General features: G+C 37.6%; 18 protein-coding genes. 9 read left to right on the top strand and 9 right to left on the bottom strand.

Annotated features, from left to right (window positions below):
• Positions 1-24: 24 nt before the first annotated feature.
• The 5 genes from rpoB to P176_RS0113760 all read left to right on the top strand — a co-directional run bounded on the left by rpoB (position 25) and on the right by P176_RS0113760 (position 10,595).
• Positions 25-3,837 carry a DNA-directed RNA polymerase subunit beta gene (gene rpoB / locus P176_RS0113740; protein ID WP_026755243.1) on the top strand — a complete coding sequence of 1,271 codons (3,813 nt, stop codon included), beginning with the start codon at positions 25-27 and terminating at the stop codon, positions 3,835-3,837.
• 71 nt (positions 3,838-3,908) lie between these two features.
• On the top strand, positions 3,909-8,210 hold the full coding sequence (gene rpoC, locus P176_RS0113745; RefSeq protein WP_026755244.1) for a DNA-directed RNA polymerase subunit beta': 4,302 nt from the start codon (positions 3,909-3,911) through the stop codon (positions 8,208-8,210).
• Between the two features lie 197 nt (positions 8,211-8,407).
• Complete coding sequence (locus P176_RS0113750; protein ID WP_026755245.1) at positions 8,408-8,722, top strand: DUF3467 domain-containing protein; 315 nt, start codon at positions 8,408-8,410, stop codon at positions 8,720-8,722.
• 335 nt (positions 8,723-9,057) lie between these two features.
• Positions 9,058-10,341 carry a DEAD/DEAH box helicase gene (locus P176_RS0113755; RefSeq protein WP_026755246.1) on the top strand — a complete coding sequence of 428 codons (1,284 nt, stop codon included), beginning with the start codon at positions 9,058-9,060 and terminating at the stop codon, positions 10,339-10,341.
• A 23-nt stretch (positions 10,342-10,364) separates the two neighbouring features.
• Positions 10,365-10,595, top strand: a complete 231-nt coding sequence (locus tag P176_RS0113760; RefSeq protein ID WP_026755247.1) for a VF530 family DNA-binding protein — start codon at positions 10,365-10,367, stop codon at positions 10,593-10,595.
• Positions 10,596-10,634: 39 nt separating this feature from the next.
• On the opposite strand, the gene P176_RS0113765 is transcribed toward P176_RS0113760, so the two are convergent.
• Complete coding sequence (locus tag P176_RS0113765) at positions 10,635-11,387, bottom strand: DUF481 domain-containing protein (RefSeq protein ID WP_026755248.1); 753 nt, start codon at positions 11,385-11,387, stop codon at positions 10,635-10,637.
• A gap of 207 nt (positions 11,388-11,594) precedes the next feature.
• Between P176_RS0113765 and P176_RS0113770 the strand changes: the two genes are divergently transcribed.
• Together P176_RS0113770 and P176_RS0113775 are read left to right on the top strand one after the other, a co-directional pair.
• Positions 11,595-12,881: a citrate synthase gene (locus tag P176_RS0113770; protein WP_026755249.1), complete on the top strand. Its 1,287-nt coding sequence runs from the start codon at positions 11,595-11,597 to the stop codon at positions 12,879-12,881.
• Between the two features lie 100 nt (positions 12,882-12,981).
• Positions 12,982-13,896: a dimethylarginine dimethylaminohydrolase family protein gene (locus P176_RS0113775; protein WP_026755250.1), complete on the top strand. Its 915-nt coding sequence runs from the start codon at positions 12,982-12,984 to the stop codon at positions 13,894-13,896.
• 43 nt (positions 13,897-13,939) lie between these two features.
• On the opposite strand, the gene P176_RS0113780 is transcribed toward P176_RS0113775, so the two are convergent.
• From P176_RS0113780 to P176_RS0113800, 5 genes are read right to left on the bottom strand one after another with little or no spacing between them, the layout of a single operon-like run.
• Positions 13,940-15,100 carry a M28 family peptidase gene (locus tag P176_RS0113780; RefSeq protein ID WP_026755251.1) on the bottom strand — a complete coding sequence of 387 codons (1,161 nt, stop codon included), beginning with the start codon at positions 15,098-15,100 and terminating at the stop codon, positions 13,940-13,942.
• 56 nt (positions 15,101-15,156) lie between these two features.
• Positions 15,157-15,738: a tRNA-(ms[2]io[6]A)-hydroxylase gene (locus P176_RS0113785; RefSeq protein ID WP_026755252.1), complete on the bottom strand. Its 582-nt coding sequence runs from the start codon at positions 15,736-15,738 to the stop codon at positions 15,157-15,159.
• A gap of 59 nt (positions 15,739-15,797) precedes the next feature.
• Positions 15,798-16,742, bottom strand: a complete 945-nt coding sequence (locus tag P176_RS0113790) for a RimK family alpha-L-glutamate ligase (protein WP_026755253.1) — start codon at positions 16,740-16,742, stop codon at positions 15,798-15,800.
• The gene (locus P176_RS0113795) at positions 16,742-17,164 is read right to left on the bottom strand and encodes a hypothetical protein (protein WP_026755254.1); all 423 of its coding nucleotides are present in this window, start codon (positions 17,162-17,164) and stop codon (positions 16,742-16,744) included. The genes P176_RS0113790 and P176_RS0113795 overlap by 1 nt, the downstream gene beginning before the upstream one ends.
• A gap of 39 nt (positions 17,165-17,203) precedes the next feature.
• On the bottom strand, positions 17,204-17,803 hold the full coding sequence (locus P176_RS0113800) for an ACP phosphodiesterase (RefSeq protein WP_026755255.1): 600 nt from the start codon (positions 17,801-17,803) through the stop codon (positions 17,204-17,206).
• 77 nt (positions 17,804-17,880) lie between these two features.
• Here P176_RS0113800 and glmM point away from each other — a divergent pair, with 77 nt between their 5' ends.
• On the top strand, positions 17,881-19,284 hold the full coding sequence (gene glmM / locus P176_RS0113805) for a phosphoglucosamine mutase (protein ID WP_026755256.1): 1,404 nt from the start codon (positions 17,881-17,883) through the stop codon (positions 19,282-19,284).
• 71 nt (positions 19,285-19,355) lie between these two features.
• On the opposite strand, the gene P176_RS0113810 is transcribed toward glmM, so the two are convergent.
• Positions 19,356-20,252 carry a lysophospholipid acyltransferase family protein gene (locus P176_RS0113810; protein WP_026755257.1) on the bottom strand — a complete coding sequence of 299 codons (897 nt, stop codon included), beginning with the start codon at positions 20,250-20,252 and terminating at the stop codon, positions 19,356-19,358.
• Between the two features lie 62 nt (positions 20,253-20,314).
• On the opposite strand from P176_RS0113810, the gene P176_RS0113815 reads away from it, so the two are divergent.
• On the top strand, positions 20,315-20,965 hold the full coding sequence (locus P176_RS0113815; protein WP_026755258.1) for a rhomboid family intramembrane serine protease: 651 nt from the start codon (positions 20,315-20,317) through the stop codon (positions 20,963-20,965).
• Positions 20,966-21,049: 84 nt separating this feature from the next.
• On the opposite strand, the gene P176_RS0113820 is transcribed toward P176_RS0113815, so the two are convergent.
• On the bottom strand, positions 21,050-21,457 hold the full coding sequence (locus P176_RS0113820; RefSeq protein WP_026755259.1) for a hypothetical protein: 408 nt from the start codon (positions 21,455-21,457) through the stop codon (positions 21,050-21,052).
• Between the two features lie 26 nt (positions 21,458-21,483).
• A complete protein-coding gene (locus tag P176_RS0113825) occupies positions 21,484-22,638 on the bottom strand; it encodes a TlpA disulfide reductase family protein (protein WP_081820720.1) in 1,155 nt (384 codons plus the stop codon).
• Positions 22,639-22,753: the final 115 nt, after the last annotated feature.

Genomic DNA, 22,753 nt, shown 5'->3' on the forward strand with positions numbered 1-22,753 from the left:
TTTTAATCAAAATCTCGTTCATCGATGTTAGCAAATACAGCTGAAAGATTAAATTTCTCTTCCATTATAAACAAAACGGATTATCCAGACTTCTTGGATATCCAAATAAAATCCTTTCAGGATTTTTTCCAGTTAGAGACAAAATCAGAAGAAAGAGGAAACGAAGGGCTCTACAATACCTTCATGGAAAACTTCCCAATTACAGATACGCGTAATCAATTTGTATTGGAATTCTTGGATTATTTTATTGATCCTCCACGCTACTCTATAGAGGAGTGTATCGAAAGAGGTCTTACTTACAGCGTGCCTCTTAAGGCTAGATTAAAGTTGTATTGTACAGATCCTGAGCATGAGGATTTTGAAACTATCGTTCAAGATGTCTATTTAGGAACGATTCCTTACATGACACCAAGTGGTACTTTTTGTATCAATGGTGCAGAGCGTGTTGTGGTATCTCAGTTACACCGTTCGCCTGGTGTATTCTTTAGCCAATCATTTCATGCTAACGGTACTAAATTATATTCTGCCAGAGTTATCCCGTTTAAAGGGTCTTGGATAGAATTCGCTACCGATATCAACCAAGTGATGTATGCTTACATTGATAGAAAGAAAAAATTACCAGTTACTACATTGTTCAGAGCTATTGGTTTTGAACGTGATAAAGACATTCTAGAGATTTTTGACCTTGCAGAAGAAGTGAAGGTTTCAAAATCTGGATTGAAAAAAGTAATCGATCGTAAGCTTGCTGCACGTGTATTAAATACATGGCACGAGGATTTCGTAGATGAAGATACTGGAGAAGTGGTATCTATCGAGCGTAATGAAATTGTTTTAGATCGTGATACTGTTATCGACAAAGATAATATTGAAGAAATTCTTGAAGCTGGCGTAAAAACAATTCTGTTGCATAAGGAAACTGCACAACAGGGTGATTATGCTATCATTCACAATACGTTACAAAAAGATCCAACAAACTCAGAAAAAGAGGCTGTTGAACATATTTACCGTCAATTACGTAACGCTGAGCCGCCAGATGAGGAGACTGCACGTGGTATTATTGACAAATTATTCTTTTCAGACCAACGTTACTCTTTAGGTGAAGTAGGTCGTTATAGAATGAACAAGAAATTACAGTTGGATATCGGTATGGATAAGCAAGTGCTTACCAAAGAAGATATCATAACGATTATAAAATATTTAATTGAGTTGATTAACTCTAAGGCAGAGATTGATGATATCGATCACTTGTCTAACCGTCGTGTTAGAACTGTTGGAGAACAATTATCATCTCAATTTGGTGTTGGTTTGGCACGTATGGCCCGTACCATTCGTGAGCGTATGAACGTTCGTGATAACGAGGTCTTTACTCCAATCGATTTGATTAACGCGAAGACTTTGTCTTCAGTAATCAACTCATTCTTTGGAACCAACCAATTATCTCAATTTATGGACCAAACCAATCCTTTGGCAGAGATCACGCACAAGCGTCGTCTTTCAGCTCTTGGACCAGGTGGTTTGTCAAGAGAAAGAGCAGGGTTTGAGGTACGTGACGTTCACTATACGCACTACGGAAGACTTTGCCCTATTGAAACTCCAGAGGGTCCAAACATTGGTTTAATTTCATCTTTATCTGTTTTTGCTAAGGTAAACCCAATGGGCTTCATTGAAACACCTTATAGAAAAGCAGAAAATGGTGTTGTTGATATCAAGAACGCGCCAGTTTATTTAAGTGCAGAGGAAGAGGAAGACATGTTGATTGCGCAAGCAAACATTAAGGTTGACGATGACGGTAAAATTCTTGAGGAAAAAATTATTGCACGTCAAGAAGGTGATTTCCCAGTTATTGATCCTGTTAATGTACATTATACAGATGTAGCGCCTAATCAAATTGCTTCAATCTCAGCATCCTTAATTCCATTCTTGGAACATGATGATGCCAACCGTGCTTTGATGGGCTCAAACATGATGCGTCAGGCCGTACCATTGTTACGTCCGCAAGCACCAATTGTAGGTACAGGTTTAGAGCGTCAAGTTGCTTCAGACTCTAGAGTATTGATTAATGCAGAAGGTGATGGTGTTGTAGAATATGTTGATGCTAATGAAATCACTATAAAATACGAGCGTTCTGAAGAGGCTGCTATGGTTAGCTTTGAAAGTGATACCAAAACATATCCTTTAGTTAAGTTTAGAAAGACCAACCAAGGGACGTCTATTAACTTAAAGCCAATTGTTACAAGAGGCGACAAGGTTAGAAGAGGTCAAGTACTTTGTGAAGGTTATGCTACTGAAAAAGGAGAGCTAGCTTTAGGTCGTAACATGAAAGTGGCCTTTATGCCATGGAAAGGTTACAACTTTGAGGATGCGATTGTAATTTCAGAAAAAGTAGTTCGTGATGATATTTTCACGTCCATTCATATTGATGAATATTCATTAGAAGTTAGAGATACCAAATTAGGTAACGAAGAATTGACTAATGATATTCCTAACGTTTCAGAAGAGGCTACTAAAGACTTAGATGAAAACGGTATGATTCGTATTGGTGCAGAAATTAAGCCAGGCGATATTCTTATTGGTAAGATTACTCCAAAAGGAGAATCTGATCCAACTCCAGAAGAAAAATTATTACGTGCCATCTTTGGTGATAAAGCTGGTGATGTTAAGGATGCATCTTTAAAAGCATCTCCTTCATTACATGGTGTTGTTATTGAGAAGAAATTATTCTCAAGAGCAATCAAAGACAAACGTAAGAGAGCTAAAGATAAAGAGGATATTGAAGCATTAGAGAATATCTATTACAAGAAGTTTGATGATTTAAAAGACGTCTTAGTCGATAAATTATTTGCACTTGTTAATGGTAAAACTGCTCAAGGTATCTATAATGATCTTAGCGAGGAAATCATTCCTAAAGGGAAGAAGTACACGCTTAAGATGTTAAATGCAGTTGATGATTATACGCATTTAACTTCTGGTACTTGGACTACAGATGATCACTTAAACTCTTTAGTTGCAGATTTAATTCACAACTACAAGATCAAAGAAAATGATCTTCAAGGTTCTTTACGTCGTGAGAAGTTTACAATTTCTGTTGGTGATGAGTTACCAGCGGGAATCATCAAACTAGCTAAGGTTTATGTTGCTAAGAAACGTAAACTTAAAGTTGGTGATAAAATGGCGGGTCGTCACGGTAACAAAGGTATTGTTGCTCGTATTGTTCGTCAAGAGGACATGCCATTCTTAGAAGATGGAACTCCTGTTGATATTGTATTGAACCCTCTTGGTGTACCTTCTCGTATGAATATTGGTCAAATCTATGAAACTGTTCTAGGTTGGGCTGGTCAAAAACTAGGTCGTACGTATGCAACACCAATTTTTGATGGTGCTACACTTGATCAAATCAACGAGTTTACTGATGAAGCTGGCGTGCCAAGATTTGGTCATACCTACCTTTATGATGGTGGAACTGGTGATCGTTTTGACCAACCGGCAACTGTTGGTGTCATTTACATGATCAAACTAGGTCACATGATTGATGATAAGATGCACGCGCGTTCTATCGGGCCATACTCATTGATTACGCAACAACCATTGGGTGGTAAAGCTCAGTTTGGTGGACAGCGTTTTGGTGAGATGGAGGTTTGGGCACTTGAGGCCTATGGCGCATCGAGTACTTTGCGTGAGATCTTAACCGTGAAATCTGATGACGTTATTGGTAGAGCCAAAACTTACGAAGCAATCGTAAAAGGTGAACCAATGCCAGAACCAGGACTACCTGAATCTTTCAACGTACTTATGCACGAATTGAAAGGATTAGGATTAGATATTAGATTAGAGGAATAAAAATAGTAGGCAGTCTTCAGTAAGCAGCATGTATTGCTTACTGAAGATTGAAGACTGAAGACTATAGAAAAATGGCAAGAAGACAAGATAAGAATACAGTACAGAAATTCAACAAGATTTCTATTGGTTTAGCATCTCCAGAATCTGTTTTGGCAGCATCTCGTGGTGAGGTTTTAAAACCAGAAACTATTAATTATCGAACACACAAACCAGAACGTGACGGTTTGTTCTGTGAGCGTATTTTTGGTCCTGTTAAGGATTTTGAATGTGCTTGTGGTAAATATAAAAGAATTCGCTACAAAGGTATTGTTTGTGACCGTTGTGGTGTAGAGGTAACAGAGAAGAAAGTACGTCGTGATCGTGTTGGCCACATCAATTTGGTGGTGCCAGTGGCGCACATTTGGTATTTCCGTTCTTTACCAAATAAAATAGGATATTTATTAGGGTTACCATCTAAGCGTTTAGATATGATTATATATTACGAACGTTATGTGGTCATTCAACCTGGTGATGCTAAAAACATTGAAGGAGAGCCATTACAAAAAATGGACTTCTTAACAGAAGAGGAGTATCTAAATATCATGGAGACCCTTCCGCAAGAAAACAGACATTTGGATGATAGTGATCCAAACAAGTTTATTGCAAAAATGGGTGCAGAGTGTTTAATTGATTTGTTAGCGCGAATTGATTTGAACGAATTATCGTTTGAATTACGTCACAAAGCAAACACAGAAACCTCTAAACAACGTAAAACGGAAGCTTTAAAACGTCTACAGGTTGTTGAAGCCTTTAGAGATTCTAACGCTAATCGTGAGAATAAGCCAGAATGGATGATCATGAAGGCTATTCCAATCATTCCGCCAGAATTAAGACCTTTAGTGCCTTTAGATGGTGGTCGTTTTGCAACTTCAGATTTAAATGATCTTTATCGTCGTGTGATTATTCGTAATAATCGTTTAAAGCGATTGGTTGAGATTAAAGCACCTGAGGTGATTTTGCGTAATGAGAAACGTATGTTACAAGAATCTGTAGATTCATTGTTTGATAATACACGTAAATCTTCCGCAGTAAAAACAGATTCTAACAGACCATTAAAATCATTATCAGATTCACTTAAAGGTAAGCAAGGACGTTTCCGTCAAAACTTACTTGGTAAGCGTGTTGATTATTCTGCACGTTCTGTAATTGTTGTTGGACCAGAATTAAAATTATTTGAATGTGGATTGCCTAAAAACATGGCTGCCGAACTTTACAAACCTTTCATCATTAGAAAACTGATAGAGAGAGGAATTGTAAAAACGGTAAAATCTGCTAAGAAAATTATAGATCGTAAAGAGCCTGTGGTTTGGGATATCTTGGAGAACGTTCTTAAAGGACATCCAGTATTGCTAAACCGTGCGCCTACTTTGCACAGATTGGGTATTCAAGCTTTTCAACCTAAATTAATTGAAGGTAAAGCGATCCAATTACACCCATTAGTATGTACAGCCTTTAATGCCGATTTTGATGGTGATCAAATGGCGGTGCACTTACCACTTGGACCAGAAGCAATTTTAGAAGCGCAATTATTGATGTTGGCTTCTCATAATATATTGAATCCTGCAAATGGATCTCCAGTAACTGTACCTTCTCAGGATATGGTTCTTGGATTATATTATATGACCAAATTGCGTAAAACAGATGAAAATTACACCGTTAAAGGTGAAAATTTAACTTTTTATTCTCCAGAAGAAGTAACAATTGCTTACAACGAGAAGAAAGTAGATTTGAACGCTGGTATCAAGGTAAGAACTCAAGATTTTAATGAAGAAGGCGTATTAACTACTCAAATTATAGAAACCACTGTAGGACGTGTATTGTTTAACGAAACCGTTCCTGCTGCTGCTGGTTATATTAATGACGTATTGACCAAAAAATCTTTGAGAGAAATTATTCACGGTATCTTGAAAGCGACAAGCGTTCCTGAAACTGCAGAATTCTTAGATGAGATTAAAACATTAGGATATAAGTTTGCCTTCCAAGGTGGTTTGTCTTTTAGTTTAGGTGATATTATTATCCCTGCTGAAAAACAAAGCATGATCGATAAAGCCAATACATTGGTAGAAGGGATCATGGGCAACTATAACATGGGATTAATTACCAATAACGAACGTTATAACCAAGTTATTGATATCTGGACGTCTACAAATGCTGAATTAACTGAGCTTTCCATGAAACGTATCCGTGAGGATCAACAAGGGTTTAACTCAGTGTTTATGATGCTTGACTCTGGAGCTCGTGGATCTAAAGAACAGATTCGTCAGTTAACAGGTATGCGTGGTTTGATGGCCAAGCCTAAGAAATCTAATGCAGGTGGAGGTGAGATTATTGAAAACCCGATTCTATCTAACTTTAAGGAAGGTCTTTCAATTTTAGAATACTTTATCTCTACTCACGGTGCTCGTAAAGGTCTTGCCGATACCGCCCTTAAAACAGCCGATGCTGGTTACTTAACCCGTCGTTTGGTAGATGTATCTCAAGATGTTATTGTATACAGTGAAGATTGTGGTACATTAAGAGGTATTGAGGTAAATCCTTTGAAGAAAAACGAAGAGATTATCGAAACCTTAGAAGCAAGAATTGTTGGTCGTACGTCACTTAATGATGTTTATGATCCAATTACCGAAGAACTATTGGTAGAAGCTGGTGGTCACATTTATGATCCTATTGCGAAACGTATCGGTCAATCTGCATTAGATTCCATCGAAGTGCGTTCTCCATTAACTTGTGAAGCTAAAAAAGGAATTTGTTCTAAATGTTACGGTCGTAATTTAGCGACAGGTAAAATGGTACAACGTGGTGAAGCCGTTGGTGTTGTGGCAGCACAATCTATTGGTGAGCCAGGAACCCAGTTAACCTTGCGTACTTTCCACGTGGGTGGTATTGCCGGTAACATTTCCGAAGAAAATAAATTAACCGTTAAGTTTGACGGGGTTGCAGAAATCGAAGATTTAAAAACCGTTAAAACTAAAGATAATGAAGGTAAGGATGTTGACGTGGTCATCTCTAGAACTTCAGAATTGAAATTGGTAGATGCTAAAACAGGCATTACCTTAAGTACAAACAACATTCCTTACGGATCATTCATCTACGTTGAACCAGGTGATAAAGTGAAGAAAGGTCAAGTGATTTGTGCTTGGGATCCATATAACGGTGTGATTATTTCAGAATTTGCCGGTAAGGTGAAGTATGAAAATATTGATCAAGGGGTTACGTATCAAGTGGAAATTGATGAACAAACAGGTTTCCAAGAGAAAGTAATTTCTGAATCTAGAAACAAGAAACTCATCCCAACACTTCATATTGAAGATGCTAAAGGTGAAACCATACGTTCTTACAACCTACCAGTTGGAGCTCACTTGATGATTGATGATGGTGAGAAAATTAAAGTCGGTAAGATTTTAGTTAAGATACCTCGTAAGTCTGCCAAAGCAGGTGATATTACAGGGGGTCTTCCACGTGTAACGGAGTTGTTCGAGGCGCGTAATCCATCTAATCCAGCTGTAGTTAGTGAAATTGATGGTGTGGTATCCTTCGGAAAAATCAAGAGAGGTAACCGTGAGATCATTATTGAATCTAAACTTGGTGAAGTCAAGAAATATTTGGTAAAATTGTCTAATCAAATCTTAGTACAAGAGAATGATTACGTTAAAGCAGGTATGCCATTATCTGATGGTTCTATCACACCAAATGACATCTTGAACATTAAAGGCCCTGCTGCTGTACAACAGTACTTGGTTAATGAAGTTCAAGAAGTCTACCGATTACAAGGGGTAAAGATTAATGATAAGCACTTTGAGGTTGTTGTAAGACAAATGATGCGTAAAGTTAGAATCATTGATTCTGGTGATACCATTTTCTTAGAAGATCAATTAGCACACAAAGCAGACTTTATTGAAGAAAATGATAAGATTTTCGGAATGAAGGTTGTTGAAGATGCTGGTGACTCTACAACTTTAAAACCTGGACAGATTTTGAGCTCAAGAGAATTGAGAGATGAAAACTCTGTATTGAGAAGAGAAGACAAAGCATTGGTGACTGCTAGAGATGCACAACCTGCTACAGCAACTCCTATCTTACAAGGAATTACTAGAGCGTCCTTACAGACCAAATCATTTATATCTGCGGCTTCTTTCCAAGAAACCACTAAAGTATTGAATGAGGCAGCTGTAAATGCAAAAGTAGATGATCTTGAAGGCTTGAAAGAGAATGTTATTGTTGGTCATAGAATTCCAGCAGGAACCGGTGTTAGAAAATTTGATAACATCATTGTAGGTTCTAAGGAGGAATTCAATGAGATGATGAAAGCTAAAGAAGAGATGAACTTTAACTAAATGAGACTTGGGTTTTAAAAGCCAAAGGCCTAATGAAGACCTAAAGTCAAATTTAATTTAAGATGAGTTTAAACTTCTTTTAAATAATAGAAAAGTCCTACTTTTACAGTAGGACTTTTTATTTAAAAATTATATTAATTGGATTTTCGTTACTAATTGTCGGTAGACAGGTCTTCGGAAACTAAAACAAATGAAACATGGCAGAAGAGAAAAAACCTAATAAAAAGGGAATAAACATAGAGCTAGATGAAAAGATAGCAGAAGGCACTTATTCTAACTTAGCAATCATTAACCACTCAGTTTCTGAGTTTGTTGTTGACTTTGTAAGTATCATGCCCGGTACACCAAAAAGTAAGGTTAAGTCTAGAATTATATTGACACCACAACATGCGAAGCGATTATTAAAAGCTTTAGGAGACAATGTCAATCGATTTGAAAAGGCTCATGGTGAAATTAAAGATTACGAACAGCCGCCAATCCCACTCAATTTCGGACCAACAGGACAGGCGTAATCGATAAGAACCATAAAATTACAATGCTTAGATTGGCTGTTCGAATTGTTTTAGTCGAACAGCCACCGATTCCGTTAAATTTCGGGCCAACAGGACAGGCGTAATATATTAAAGCTCTCGAAATTATCGAGGGCTTTTTTTTAGTGCGAAGAACGCTAGAGGTTTATGCTTATTCGAGCTATGGTTTTTAAATTTTCAACGATCAATTTGGCCTTGATTTTAAGTTTATTCCACAAAGTCAGGGATTTAAAGGCTATCGAAGAAATTAGCCGTACCTTTGCACGAACTTAAAAGAAGTGACCTAATAACTAGTGTTTGCTTCCTAAACACAATATATGTCATTTCAATCATTAGGCTTATCCCAAGCCTTGCTAAAAGCTATTAGCAAAAAGGGATACACTACGCCAAGTCCTATTCAGGCAAAGGCAATTCCACCAATTTTAGAAGGTAACGATGTTTTAGCATCAGCACAAACAGGAACAGGTAAAACCGCTGGTTTTACACTCCCAATGTTGCACTTATTGGCAGAAAAAGAAACACTAAGACACCGACCAGTTCGTGCTCTTATTTTAACACCAACTCGAGAATTGGCAGCTCAGGTATTTGCCAATGTCAAAGAGTATTCTGAATTTTTAGATTTAAGAAGTGCCGTTATTTTTGGTGGTGTAAATCAAAATCCACAAGTTACAAAATTACGTCAAGGCGTTGATATTTTGGTAGCTACGCCAGGACGACTTATCGATTTGGCCAACCAAGGCGAGTTATCGCTATCTAAGATCGACTTTTTCGTTTTAGATGAAGCAGACCGTATGTTAGATATGGGCTTCCTTAGGGATATTGAACGCATCATGAAAATGTTACCAAGCAAACGTCAAAATTTGATGTTTTCGGCCACGTTTTCAAAAGATATTAAAAAATTAGCACAGGGGATTCTTAATCATCCCGTGCATGTTGAGGCAACTCCAGAAAACACCACAGTAGAGGCTATTAGTCAAAAGGTGTATCGTGTTGCAAAAGCCAAAAAGACCGGACTTATTATTAAGCTCATTTCCGAAGGAAATTGGAAACAGGTATTGGTTTTTACCCGCACAAAACACGGTGCTAATAAATTGACTAAAACAATGATTAGCTCTGGTATTACTGCCGCGGCCATTCATGGTAATAAAAGTCAAGGCGCGAGAACAAAAGCTTTGGCCGGATTTAAAAATGGTCGCGTTACCGTATTAGTTGCCACAGATATTGCGGCTCGTGGATTAGACATTCCATTATTACCTCATGTCATCAATTTTGAATTGCCTAATATTTCCGAAGATTATGTGCACAGAATTGGTAGAACAGGTAGAGCAGGGGCAGACGGTCAAGCATTATCTTTAGTAAGTGCAGATGAAACCTCTTATTTAACGGGAATTGAAAAATTGATAGGAGAACGTATTGACGTCGAAATTGTAGAAGGTTTTGAGCCAGATCCCAATGCCTCTACAGAACCAATCAAACAAGGTCAAGGCGGAAGAAATAGAGGACAAGGTCGAGGTGGAAACGCTAAACCGAGTTCAAAATCGTCTGGTGGGCAAAAGTCTAATCGCCGAAATGCTAGAAAATCTAACGCCAATAGAAATTAATACGAGTTTATTAACGTTCTAAAATGGAAACCCAAAAGAATAATCCACTTCACGGTAAGACTTTAGAATCTATAGTTACAGAGCTAGAAGCACATTACGGTTGGGAGTATATGGGACATCAAATCAACATACGTTGCTTCACCCAAGACCCTTCTGTAAAGTCCAGTCTTAAGTTTTTAAGACGCACGCCTTGGGCAAGATCTAAGGTAGAAGCGATGTATGTGAATATGTTGAAAAAGCAGTCGGAAAATTAATTTTTTCGACTGCTTTTTTTATGGTGTTTTTTTTCAGTTTTAAAACGAATACAAAATCCCATTGGTCAACTCATATTGTGTATTAGGGATGTTTGTACTCACTGGATAAGCATCATAATTGAAGTTGAAGTTTACCTTAAATGCAAGATTGTCTAAAATAGTGAATAGAACAGAGGTGTTGCTAGACAATCTATAGTCTCCAAACTTATCTAATCGTGGTTGATAGTAACTGGTGCTCACAATACTTATGGTTGGAGAGGGATATAGGCTAAAGGACAAATAGGTACTTGCTCTAAAATCTCTTCTAATCCTGTCTTCAATAATGTTGGAGGCCTCCTCATACTCGTACATAAATAAGGTGCCTAAATAGAACCTGTAGTTGTCTGATTGACTCAGTTTAAATCTTGGTCCGGTTCCTAGTAACCCTCTAAAATCAATTTCAGAAATCGCATCGTACTGAGCTTGTCCAAAAACTTCCCATTTTAAGCGTTCTCCTAATTTTCGATTATATCGTAAATGTTGGGTTCCACGGTTGACCAAAGAGTTTCCTTCTATTTTCTGAAAATTGAGATCATTGATAAACAACCAGAGGTTGGTTTTGTCATTGTATTGAATGTGCGCCTTATTGGCTATTCTAAAGATGTCATTTGTGTTTTTAATAAGCGATACATCCAAACTTGCCGATCCAGACCATTTTGAAGAATCTGCAGATTTCCGAAGCGATTCCACATTGATCACTTGAGAAAAGCAAGAGCTAGATGAAAGTAAAAGAAAGAAAACTATAAAACGCATGCTGAAATTTTTTGCAAAAGTATACTATCTATTCAATAAAACGATATTGAAGACCATTTGCTTTATTGAAATGTGAACAGTTGTTTTAGAGCAAATAGAAGCCTCAAAGTGGGCTATAAGTGTTAAATACCTTATAAATTCACTTTAGAAGTCTTCACGAATTTTGTACCTTAGCAGTTCTCATAAACTAATAAAACTACAGTATAGATGTCAGATAAAGCTACTTTAGAAATCAACGGTCAAAAACATGAATTTCCTTTAATTACAGGAACCGAAAATGAGACTGCAATTGATATAAAAACCCTTAGAAGTGTCACGGGAGGTGTTACTACTATAGATCCAGGTTTTAAAAATACAGGATCTTGTGAAAGTGCCATTACCTTTCTTGATGGGGAAAAAGGGATTTTGAGATATAGAGGCTACTCGATTGAAGATTTAGCTGAGAAGGCAGATTTTCTAGAGGTGGCTTATTTATTGATTTTTGGAGAGTTACCAGATGCAGAGCGTTTGGCAAAATTCCATTCAGATATCAAAAAGAATTCTGTTTTAGATGATGACGTTAAAAAAATATTAGACGCTTTTCCTAAATCAGCACATCCAATGGGTGTATTGGCCTCTTTAACCAGTGCATTAACCGCATTTAATCCATCATCTGTAAATATAGATTCAGAAGAGGATATGTATAATGCCATTGTTAAGATTTTAGGGAAATTCCCAATTTTGGTAGCTTGGACTATGCGTAAGAAAAATGGATTGCCATTGGATTACGGAAAATCCAGCTTAGGGTATGTAGAGAACATTTTACATATGATGTTTAAGCAACCTAATGAGGATTACGAACAAAATCCTGTATTAGTAAATGCTTTGGATAAATTATTAATTCTTCATGCAGATCATGAGCAAAATTGTTCTACCTCTACAGTAAGAATGGTAGGTTCATCTCACGCCGGTTTATTTGCTTCGCTTTCTGCTGGTATTTCAGCATTATGGGGACCACTTCATGGTGGTGCTAATCAAGCGGTTCTAGAAATGCTTGAAGGAATCAAAGCAGATGGTGGCGACACTAAAAAATACATGGCTAAGGCCAAGGATAAAGATGATGCTTTCAGATTAATGGGCTTTGGTCACAGAGTTTATAAAAACTTTGATCCTAGAGCAAAAATCATCAAAAAAGCAGCTGATGATGTGTTAGGAGAGTTAGGTATTGAAGATCCTATTCTAGACATCGCTAAAGGCCTAGAAAAAGAAGCTTTGGAAGACAGCTACTTTGTAGATAGAAAATTATATCCTAATGTCGATTTCTATTCAGGAATCATATACCGAGGCATGGGAATCCCAACAGAAATGTTTACCGTAATGTTTGCTATGGGACGTTTACCAGGTTGGATAGCACAGTGGCGCGAAATGCGTTTACGTAAGGAGCCTATTGGTCGTCCAAGACAAATCTACATTGGAGAGACTCACAGAGAGTTTAAAGAAATTAGCAAAAGATAATTACAACATTTAAAATATTAGAACTGCCTAAGGTTAGTAGAATACCACGTTATGTGGTCAAGTTCAACACTAACTTTAGGCAGTTTTTTATAGATTACATATGATCCAACTCCACGTAACAAACGAAACGTCTCGACTTAGGGCCGTAGTATTAGGTACCGCTAAAAGTAACGGGCCAACACCATCAATAGAAGATGCGTACGATCCAAAATCATTAGAGCATATCAAAGCAGGTACTTATCCTGTAGAAGCAGATATGGTTGAGGAAATGGAAGCTGTAGCAGCGATTTTTGAGAAATATGATGTCAAGGTGTACAGACCAGAGCTTATCGAGAATTGTAATCAAATCTTTTCAAGAGACATTGCTTTCGTGATTGACGATGTGTTTGTAAAAGCCAATATTCTTCCTAATAGAGAAGAAGAGCTGGATGCCATTCAATACGTTATTGACCAGATAAACAAGAACAAGGTGATAAGACCACCAGAAGAAGCCCACATTGAGGGCGGTGATGTCATCGTTTGGAACGATTATGTTTTTGTTGGAACCTACTTAGGAAGCGATTATTCCGATTATATTGTGGCAAGAACAAATACAGCTGGGGTTAATTTTATCAAAGAAAATTTTCCGCATAAAAAAGTAAAAAGTTTTGACTTGGTCAAATCCCAAGTAAATCCTAGAGATAACGCTTTACATCTCGACTGTTGTTTTCAACCTATCGGCACCAATAAAGCCATCCTTCACAAAGAAGGATTTAGAAATGTTGAGGAATTTGAGTGGCTTTTAAATTACTTCGGAAAAGAGCACTGTTTTGTCATATCAAAACAAGAAATGTATGAGATGAATAGCAATGTGTTTTCCATTTCGGAGGAGGTTATCATTTCAGAAAAAAACTTTACCAGACTCAACACCTGGTTAAGGGAAAAAGGATTTACGGTAGAAGAAGTACCTTATGCCGAAATTTCTAAGCAAGAGGGCCTTTTGCGTTGTAGCACTTTGCCGTTAATTAGAGATTAATTACAGTTGATGTTGATTATAAAAGCGGAAAAGAACAACGTACTTACTTAACGATAATTGTCTTAAAAAAGCGTTGGTTGCCACGGCTGAAAACGGCCAGGTATTGAGCAGAAGATAAGTTGTCAACACGGATGTTTTGTTCTTGATGCTCTAATGTGGTTTCTAAAACAGTTTTGCCCAAGAGGTCTACTAATTTAAAGGCGTAGGAAGAGTTTAGAGGAGCGTCAAAGATCACGTTGATATAACTTTCTGCCGGATTAGGAGAAATGCTTACGGCGCTTTCTAATTGTTTCTGGGCATCTGTACTTAGGGTTTCATAAGCTACAGCAAATTCCATTGCAGCACCCAAGGCTCCCTTAGTTACTTCAAAAAAATAATCGGTATCCATATGTTCTAAAGTATCATTTGTGGTATGGGCATAGGGCGACTCGTTCTGTTCAAAAAGCCCTGTTATGATGTAACCATTATTTTCAAAAGGGACATAATCTGAAGCGTAGGCATTAGAGATCTCTGTTTCTAAACTGGAATAGAGTTGCATGCAAGTGGCTAAACTATTTGTAAAACTATTTGATGCGGCATTATTTGATGAGGGATTAGATAGATCGCGCTCGCAAATAATGGTATCATTGGTCATGTCACTAACGCCGCCTACTTCGTCAATATTAAACACCAAACGAAGGTCTAAATTTTCAGGAACTACCGTATTGTTCACATAATAATTACTGCCAATTAGACCATCTTCCTCACCAGAAAAATGAATGAATTTAATAGAATATTCAGTATCTACATCTTTGAGCAGTCGGGCTAATTCCAATAAAAGTACCGTGCCAGAACCATTGTCATTAGTGCCTGTGCCATTTATAGTGTCATAATGTGCATCTATAATCAAAAAGGTATTGGGATAAACAGAGCCTGTTTTGGTAACGATAATGTTGTTACTGGTACCTGCCGAATAACTAAAAGGCTGTAACGTGACGTCGGTATAGCCAAGGTCATTATAGCGCGCAGTAATCCAATTTTCTGCGGAAGTCAACGCGGCAGATCCTACCTCTTTAACACCAAAATTCTCAAAGGTGGTTAAATCGTTTATCAAATTGGTTTGAGAGGTGTTGGCAACGGTGTTGCCATAAAAAGAATTAAAGTTTTGGGCGGATAATAGGGAAGTGGTAATGGCTAAAATAAGGACAAGTAATATCTGTTTCATAGGGGTGTTTTTGTAATGAGTTATGTGAATAACTATTTGAATTTCAAAAAACTGAGTTATCCATGTATGGTTTCATTCTTTCCGTAGCTTTTGATCAGTTCGCCTTCAAACGCTACCAATTCCTGCCAACGTTTATCTACGTCAATATCTTTTCCATATTTTCTGGCAAAACTAATGAATGTGGTATAGTGTCCCGCCTCACTTACCATAAGATCATAATAAAATTGAGACAGTTCTGTGTCTTTAATACGTTGGGAGAGCAGTTTAAAGCGTTCGCAACTACGTGCCTCAATCATGGCAGAGAACAGTAATCGGTCTACCATACTTTGCAAATGACTTCCGCCTTTATTCATAAATTTATAGAGTTCATTGACATAGCTGTCTTTTCGTTCTCTACCTAAGGTGTAACCGCGTGTTTTGATAATCTCATGTACCATTTGAAAATGTTCAAGCTCTTCTTTAGCTAGCTCCAACAAGTCTGTGACCATATCTTGGTATTGCGGATTAAGCGTAATAATGGTGATGGCATTTGTGGCGGCCTTTTGTTCACACCAAGCGTGATCGGTAAGGATTTCTTCTATATTACTCTCTACAATGTTGACCCAGCGCGGGTCGGTCTCTAATTTAAGGTGTAGCATTTGGTCTGCAGTTTGTGGTGTGTTGTTTTGTAGTTCTTTCGTCTTGCAAAGATACTATTTTATGGGTTATGGCTCATGTCGCCTAAAGATCGTATACGCTCTAAAACCCCTTGGGCAAGAAGCATGGCAGCTTCCTTATGAAGTCTAAACCATAATTCGGGCTCAATAAGCTCGAGCTCAGAAAGGGTGGTTTTACCATTATTGTCCTCAAACATATCTACTCTGGCATAAATTGGTATTTCTGGGCATGCGCTCACTGCACGTTCAGAAAACTTAATTTCTTCTTCTGAAGGCGTATAATGAGAGACACTTCCTCCAAAATCATCTTGGACTCTAAATTCTCCTGCTTTGGCTGTCTTTAATACGGCATGAGAAAAATGACCGTTAAAAACCATCATTGAGATTTCTCCCTTGTTCACAATATTATGCTGAAAGGGCTGTAGCAGCATGGCCTCTTTTTTGATTAGTTCTTGAAAGATAGCCTCATGCTCCTCTAATGTTTCCGAAGTTAATTTATAAGTATGTCTGGCTGCACCAGAGATACAGGGCTTTAAAACGGTGAGTTTCCAATTTAAAATGTCATGTATTTGGGCCAAGGTGGTTTTTGCTCCTTTTTCAATAAAATGGCTTTCGGCAATATGAATTCCTTTTTGGTCTAAATCCAATAGGTAATGTTTGTCGATGTTCCAGCGAATGAGCGTTTCCGAATTCAATAAAAGTGTTTGGTCTGAGACCTGTTCCAACCAATCTGAAAATTCATCAAAACGATCAAAATAATCCCAAGTGCTTCGGAATAAAATGGCTTTGGTAGACGACCAATCAAAAAACATATCGTCCCAGGGAAGCCGCAAAGTTTTAAGCCCGATTTGCTCTAAAGCGTGATACACCAATCGATCTTCGTAATAGACATTGTGTTTGTAATGATCTATTTTAGAATCGTTGAGATAACGAACGTCGGTTAAGATCACCACATCATACAGTGTTTTACTTGAAGCTCTAGACATTAGCCTTTTGGTTTTAAGGCCATGGCCAATTTACCACCAAGGTAAGCCATGGGGATATAAGCAAAAACAACATCTACGATGGTAAACCAAATAGGTGAGGGTAGCATGACACTATTGGCAATGCCACCAACTAAAAAAAAGAGTCCAATACCTAGCGCTGCTTTCATATCATGATTTTTTGCAATTATAGCTGCTATCATGGCACCAACCAAAGTACCGAGGGCATGCGCTAAAAAGGGCATGATAAAGTGTTTCGCATCAAAAAGGGGTAAGGCTTCTTTTAAACCTTCCATGGTAGTGGTGTCTGCGCCCTCAGGAGGCGGTATGATACTCCCGCTTATCATAATGATGCCCATATTGACGATGCTGCCAATAATGAGTCCCAATATAACAGCAATAATGAGTCTTAATGTTGAATTCATGATTGGATTGGTTTAGGTTAAAGTTAATGAAATGCAGATTTAGTCAAAACTGTTTTCAATCTCTAAAAGCGTATGTTTTGAAAACTGCATCAACTCTTTAAAAAAGCTTTCAAACTCCATCTCAAACTCTGTATAGTATTGCAACAGTTCTACCGTTGCAGTATTCATACCAGATCTGTTTTTGGTTCGGCGATTCATCCCATTAAGCACTTTTTGAATGCCTTCTATTTTGGCATAACTCAATAGCCAATTATCGGCAATCATGTGAGGCATCATTTTTTGAATACGCGAAGGAAGTGTATCAAAATGTTCGCCCAATAAATCATAAAAATTATCAACGTAGGTCTCTAAGGGAATATTGGAATAGGTGCTCCAGTTTTTGGCCAAAAAATGATCATAAAGAATGTCTACAATTACACCGCTATAATGGCTGTAATTTTGATGTAAGCGTTTGGTACTTAGTCTTACGGTGGGATGTGCATCGGTGTAAGTATCTATTTGACGGTGCAACAAGATGCCTTTTTGAATCCCAACAGGATACTTGGTGTAACGTTTTCCTCGAATGCCATCTGCGATAAAATTACCAATAGTAACTTGATCATCACCAGCAGATAGATAAATGTGCGCCAGAAAATTCATAGGTGGAATTTACAAATTCCCCTTCAAGAATAACAATTTTGTAATTGTATATTTGTGTTTTAATCTAAAAAGAAGACATGACACTTATAAAATCAATATCAGGAATTAGAGGCACTATTGGCGGTAATGTTGGCGACAACTTAACTCCTATTGATGCTGTAAAATTTGCATCGGCCTATGGCACATGGATTAGACAACAACGTCAAAAGGAAAATTACAGGGTTGTTGTTGGTCGTGATGCACGTATCTCTGGAGAAATGATTCAGAATTTAGTCATGAATACACTGATAGGTTTGGGAATTGATGTGATAGATTTAGGCCTGTCTACAACCCCAACAGTAGAAATTGCGGTGCCGATGGAGCATGCAGATGGCGGAATTATATTAACAGCCAGCCATAACCCAAAACAATGGAACGCGCTTAAATTATTAGATAACAAAGGTGAGTTTTTAAATGCAGCCGAAGGTGCCAAAATATTGGATATCGCAGAATCTAATGATATGCCTTTTGCTGAGGTGGATGACTTAGGTCAAATACACGTCAATGATGCCTATATTGATATTCATATCGATGAGGTATTGGATATGGAGCTGGTCAATACAGAAGCAATTGAAAAGGCTAACTTTAAAGTGGTTGTTGATGGGGTAAATTCTACCGGAGGTATTGCCATACCGTTGTTATTAGAACGATTGGGAGTGGAGGCCGTAAAGTTGTATTGTGAACCCAATGGTCATTTTCCGCATAATCCAGAGCCCTTAAAAGAGCATTTGACAGATTTGTCTGAAGCGGTTGTGAAACATCATGCCGACTTTGGTATTGTTGTAGACCCAGACGTAGATCGTTTGGCTTTTATGGACGAGAAAGGCGAGATGTTTGGCGAAGAATATACATTAGTGGCTTGTGCCGATTATGTGTTGAGCAAAACAAACGGCAACACCGTGAGTAACATGAGCTCTACTAGAGCATTGCGCGACGTTACCGAAAAACACGGTGGAAGTTATGAGGCGAGTGCTGTTGGAGAGGTGAACGTCGTGAATTTGATGAAAAAGAATAACGCCGTCATCGGTGGTGAAGGTAATGGGGGCATCATTTATCCAGAATCGCACTACGGGAGGGATGCCTTAGTGGGTGTGGCCTTGTTTTTAAGTTTATTGGCTGAAAAGAAAATGAGTGTTAGCGCTCTAAGGGCAAGCTATCCTAATTACTTCATGAGTAAAAAGAAAATACAGCTTACACCAGACTTAGATGTTGATGCACTTTTGGTTGCTATGGAAAAACGCTATACTGAAGATGCTTCCGTAGAAAAATTGACCACAATTGATGGTGTAAAAATTGATTTTAAAAACACTTGGGTACATCTCAGAAAGAGCAATACCGAGCCTATTATTAGAATTTATACCGAAGCACCTAGCCAGAAAGAAGCTGATGACTTAGCTGATCACATTATTGCAGAAATTAAAAATATTGCAAAGTTGAGCTAATTCTAAAACAGAATTGGTCTAAGGATAGGGTGTCTTAAAGGTAGATGTGATTCCTGAAATTTGAAGATCAATTATGCTTTTGCGTAATCTTCTGGCGATTTATCTTTATGTTTCCAACGTTTGTGGGTCCATAGATAATATTGTGGCGCTTCATGGATTTGCTGTTCTACCAATTTTAAAAATTTATCGGTAATCTCATAGTCTTTAAAGTCTTTAGGGTGCTCTGCCAATAATTCAAAAGTACATTCGTAATAGCCGCGTTTAAGACGTTTCACCTTAAAAAATACTACAGACATATCTAGGCGTTTAGAAAGCATCTCTGCTCCGGTATGAACGGGGACCCTGATATTCATGAATTCTTGCCAGTGAAAAGCTTTCCATGGTTTTGGAGATTGATCAGAGACAAAACCGGTAATACTATTGACGCTGTTTTTCTTTAGCTTTATGAGTTCTACAGCAATCTCTTTGGTACTAATAAGGTGGCTATTGTATTTGGCCCTTATTCCTTTTACCATGCGGTCAAAATACTTGTTTCCCAATCTTTTGTAAACGGCATTTCCTCTAGATTTCACATAGGTTTGTAACACAAAAATCCACTCCCAACTGCCGTAATGTGCGCACATTAATGCAACGCTACGGTCTTTGTTTTCTAGGTTTTGAATGAGTTCTACATTTGAGAACGTAAAATGCTTACGCATCTCTGTTTCTGTAATGGTCAAGGATTTTATAGCTTCTACCATCATATCGCATAAATGGTGATAGAATTTTTTGGTAATGGATGTGATCTCTTGCTCTGATTTTTCTGGAAATACCAATCGCAAGTTGCTGTAAACGGTTTTTTTTCGATAGCCGAAAATTCGAAAAATGAGTAGGTAAAGAACATCGGAAAAGGCATATAATAACCGAAACGGAAGTATGGAAATCAACCATAAAAATGGATACACTAAAATGTAAACCAGAAATTGCATGGGCTTGAATAAGTGTTAAATTTGCAATGGCAAATATAGTTATAAATAAGAGCTTTTGATTTATGGGTAATATAAGTTTAGTAACCATCATTATAATCGCTGCAAACGCATTGATTTCTTATAAAGGTTTTAATGATTATACTTTTTTTGAGCGCTATAAATTCAATGTGGGCAGTATCACTAGAGGAGAGCAATTTAGAATGTTTAGCTCAGGGTTTTTGCATGCAGATATGCAGCATTTATTATTCAACATGCTCACCTTGTTCTTCTTTGCAGATCGTGTGATTTTTTATGTGGGCAACTTTAACTTTATTGTGATTTACATTGCCAGCCTTGTGTTGGGAAGTTTATTGTCTTTGTATTTTCATAAAAACGAATACCACTACAGCGCCGTTGGTGCAAGTGGAGCCGTAACAGGCATATTGTACTCGGCCATCTTGTTGGATCCAAACATGAGCCTATATCTATTTTTTATTCCAATTCCCATACCTGCTTATATCTTTGGCATAGGATATCTCTTATATTCTATTTATGGGATGAAGAATCGCGTAGGTAATATTGGGCATGATGCGCACTTTGGTGGTGCCATTGGTGGTTTTGTAATTACCCTGATTATGATGCCGTCTTTATTTCAAACAGATTTGTTGATGGTGATATTACTGGCCATCCCAATCCTCATTCTTTTTGTGATGCACAAAACAGGAAAGTTATAAGTCCTAATGTTTGCGCTATACTAAAGACTGGGCCTATCATGGAAAAAAAAGAATTTTGGCTGATAATGCCATATGAATGGGTTGCTATCTTACGATAGTGACTCCGGCTTTTTTTAAAATATTACGCAAGTAGTTGAGGTCTTCTTCTGTTCTGGGCGAAGCTAGTTTTCGATATTTGCCATTCTTCAACTTTAATGTAAAACGCGCTCTCCCAAACACTGTTTTTTCCTTGAGATAATCAATGGCATCAATAGGTATTTCCTTTTGAACAGACTCCTTAAAAAAGAGAAAGTATAAAACTATTAAAGACACTGCACCCACAAAAAGCCAGATGATCTTAAAAACCCCTAACGCCGACCAATTAGAGCCATAAAGATTGATACAAGAGTTGATGAGCGTAATCGCGAACAAAAACTTCATCAACAGTTGATGTGTTTTTAAATCATCTTCAATCCCTAAGACCTTGCGATCAGAATTATAGCTTAATTTCATAAGGTACCAAATGGTAAGAATCTATCTTAATTTAATAACTGCGCTATTTTGTTCTCAAGATCGTTTCCTCTTAAATTCTTGGCTATTATTTTACCATCTTCATCTAAAATATAAGTGGCGGGTATAGATCTAATATTATAAGCTTTAGCAACAGGATCATTAAAGTAGTTAAGGTTTGAGACGTGATGCCAATTCAAATTATCATCTTTAATCGCCTTAATCCAAGCGGCTTTAGGGTCTTTTTGACGGTTACTGCCATCTAAGGATACACTAATAATTTCTAAGCCTTTATCGTGATAGTTTTCATAAACTCTTACCACATTAGGGTTTTCGCGTCGGCATGGTCCGCACCAAGATGCCCAAAAATCAACGATGGTCACCTTACCTAAAATTTCTTCCAATTCTAGTGTAGAGCCATCAGTAGAAGGTGCTTTAAAATTAGGTGCTTTTTGACCAATTTCCGTAGCAGTTAGCGCAGCCATTTCCAATTTTGTGACGTCTATTTTTGACTGCACTTCCTTTCCAAGTGTTGACGTTTTAAGATCTTTGCTCAATCCATTAAAACCTTCTGCAATTCTATCAATATCCTTTTTGCGTTCTTTGATTAATTTATCGACCAAGATGAGTGAGAAATAATTGTCGTCATGTGTCTTCAAAAATTCAAAAGGATAGTCATCCCTTTGTTTGTTACTTTCTATGATTTTGTAAGAGAGCGCTTCCTTTTCCGGAGATTTCTGTTTCGCTAATTTGAATTTTTTACGTGTGTCTGCTAATTCCGAAGCGATTTTGTCAATCTTCGCATTATAATCCATCATGGCAGTATTGGCCTCTGTTCCAGAGATTTCAGATTGCTCAATCTGTTCTTTATTGATTTTAAATGTAATTTCCTGTTGTTCTAAAATAAACGGAAAACTGCCTTTAACGCTATTGACTGATAGCATTACCATTTCAGGAGATTTCAGTTGGCCTTCAAACTTAAATTTTTCATCCATCACAATGGCGGTGTCTTTGGTAACCGTTCGTCCATTGGCGGCAACGGTATTTAGATAAACCCTGATCCCATTATAAATTCCTGGTGCTTCACCAATAACCCTATAGCCATCAATAGCGGGCTTAGTATCAGTTTTACACGCATATAATAAAATGCCAATAGCAAGGAATAAATAGAGTTTTTTCATCATAAAAAGTTTAAGGTCATACAAAGATAAAAAGTTATTCGTGATGAGAGGCCCGCCTGTTGGTTATAAAATAAGAAGCCGTGACGGTTTCCGAAGTGAGAGTCCTAAAATTCCCATA

The organism is Sediminibacter sp. Hel_I_10 (assembly GCF_000688335.1).
GTDB lineage: Bacteria > Bacteroidota > Bacteroidia > Flavobacteriales > Flavobacteriaceae > Psychroserpens.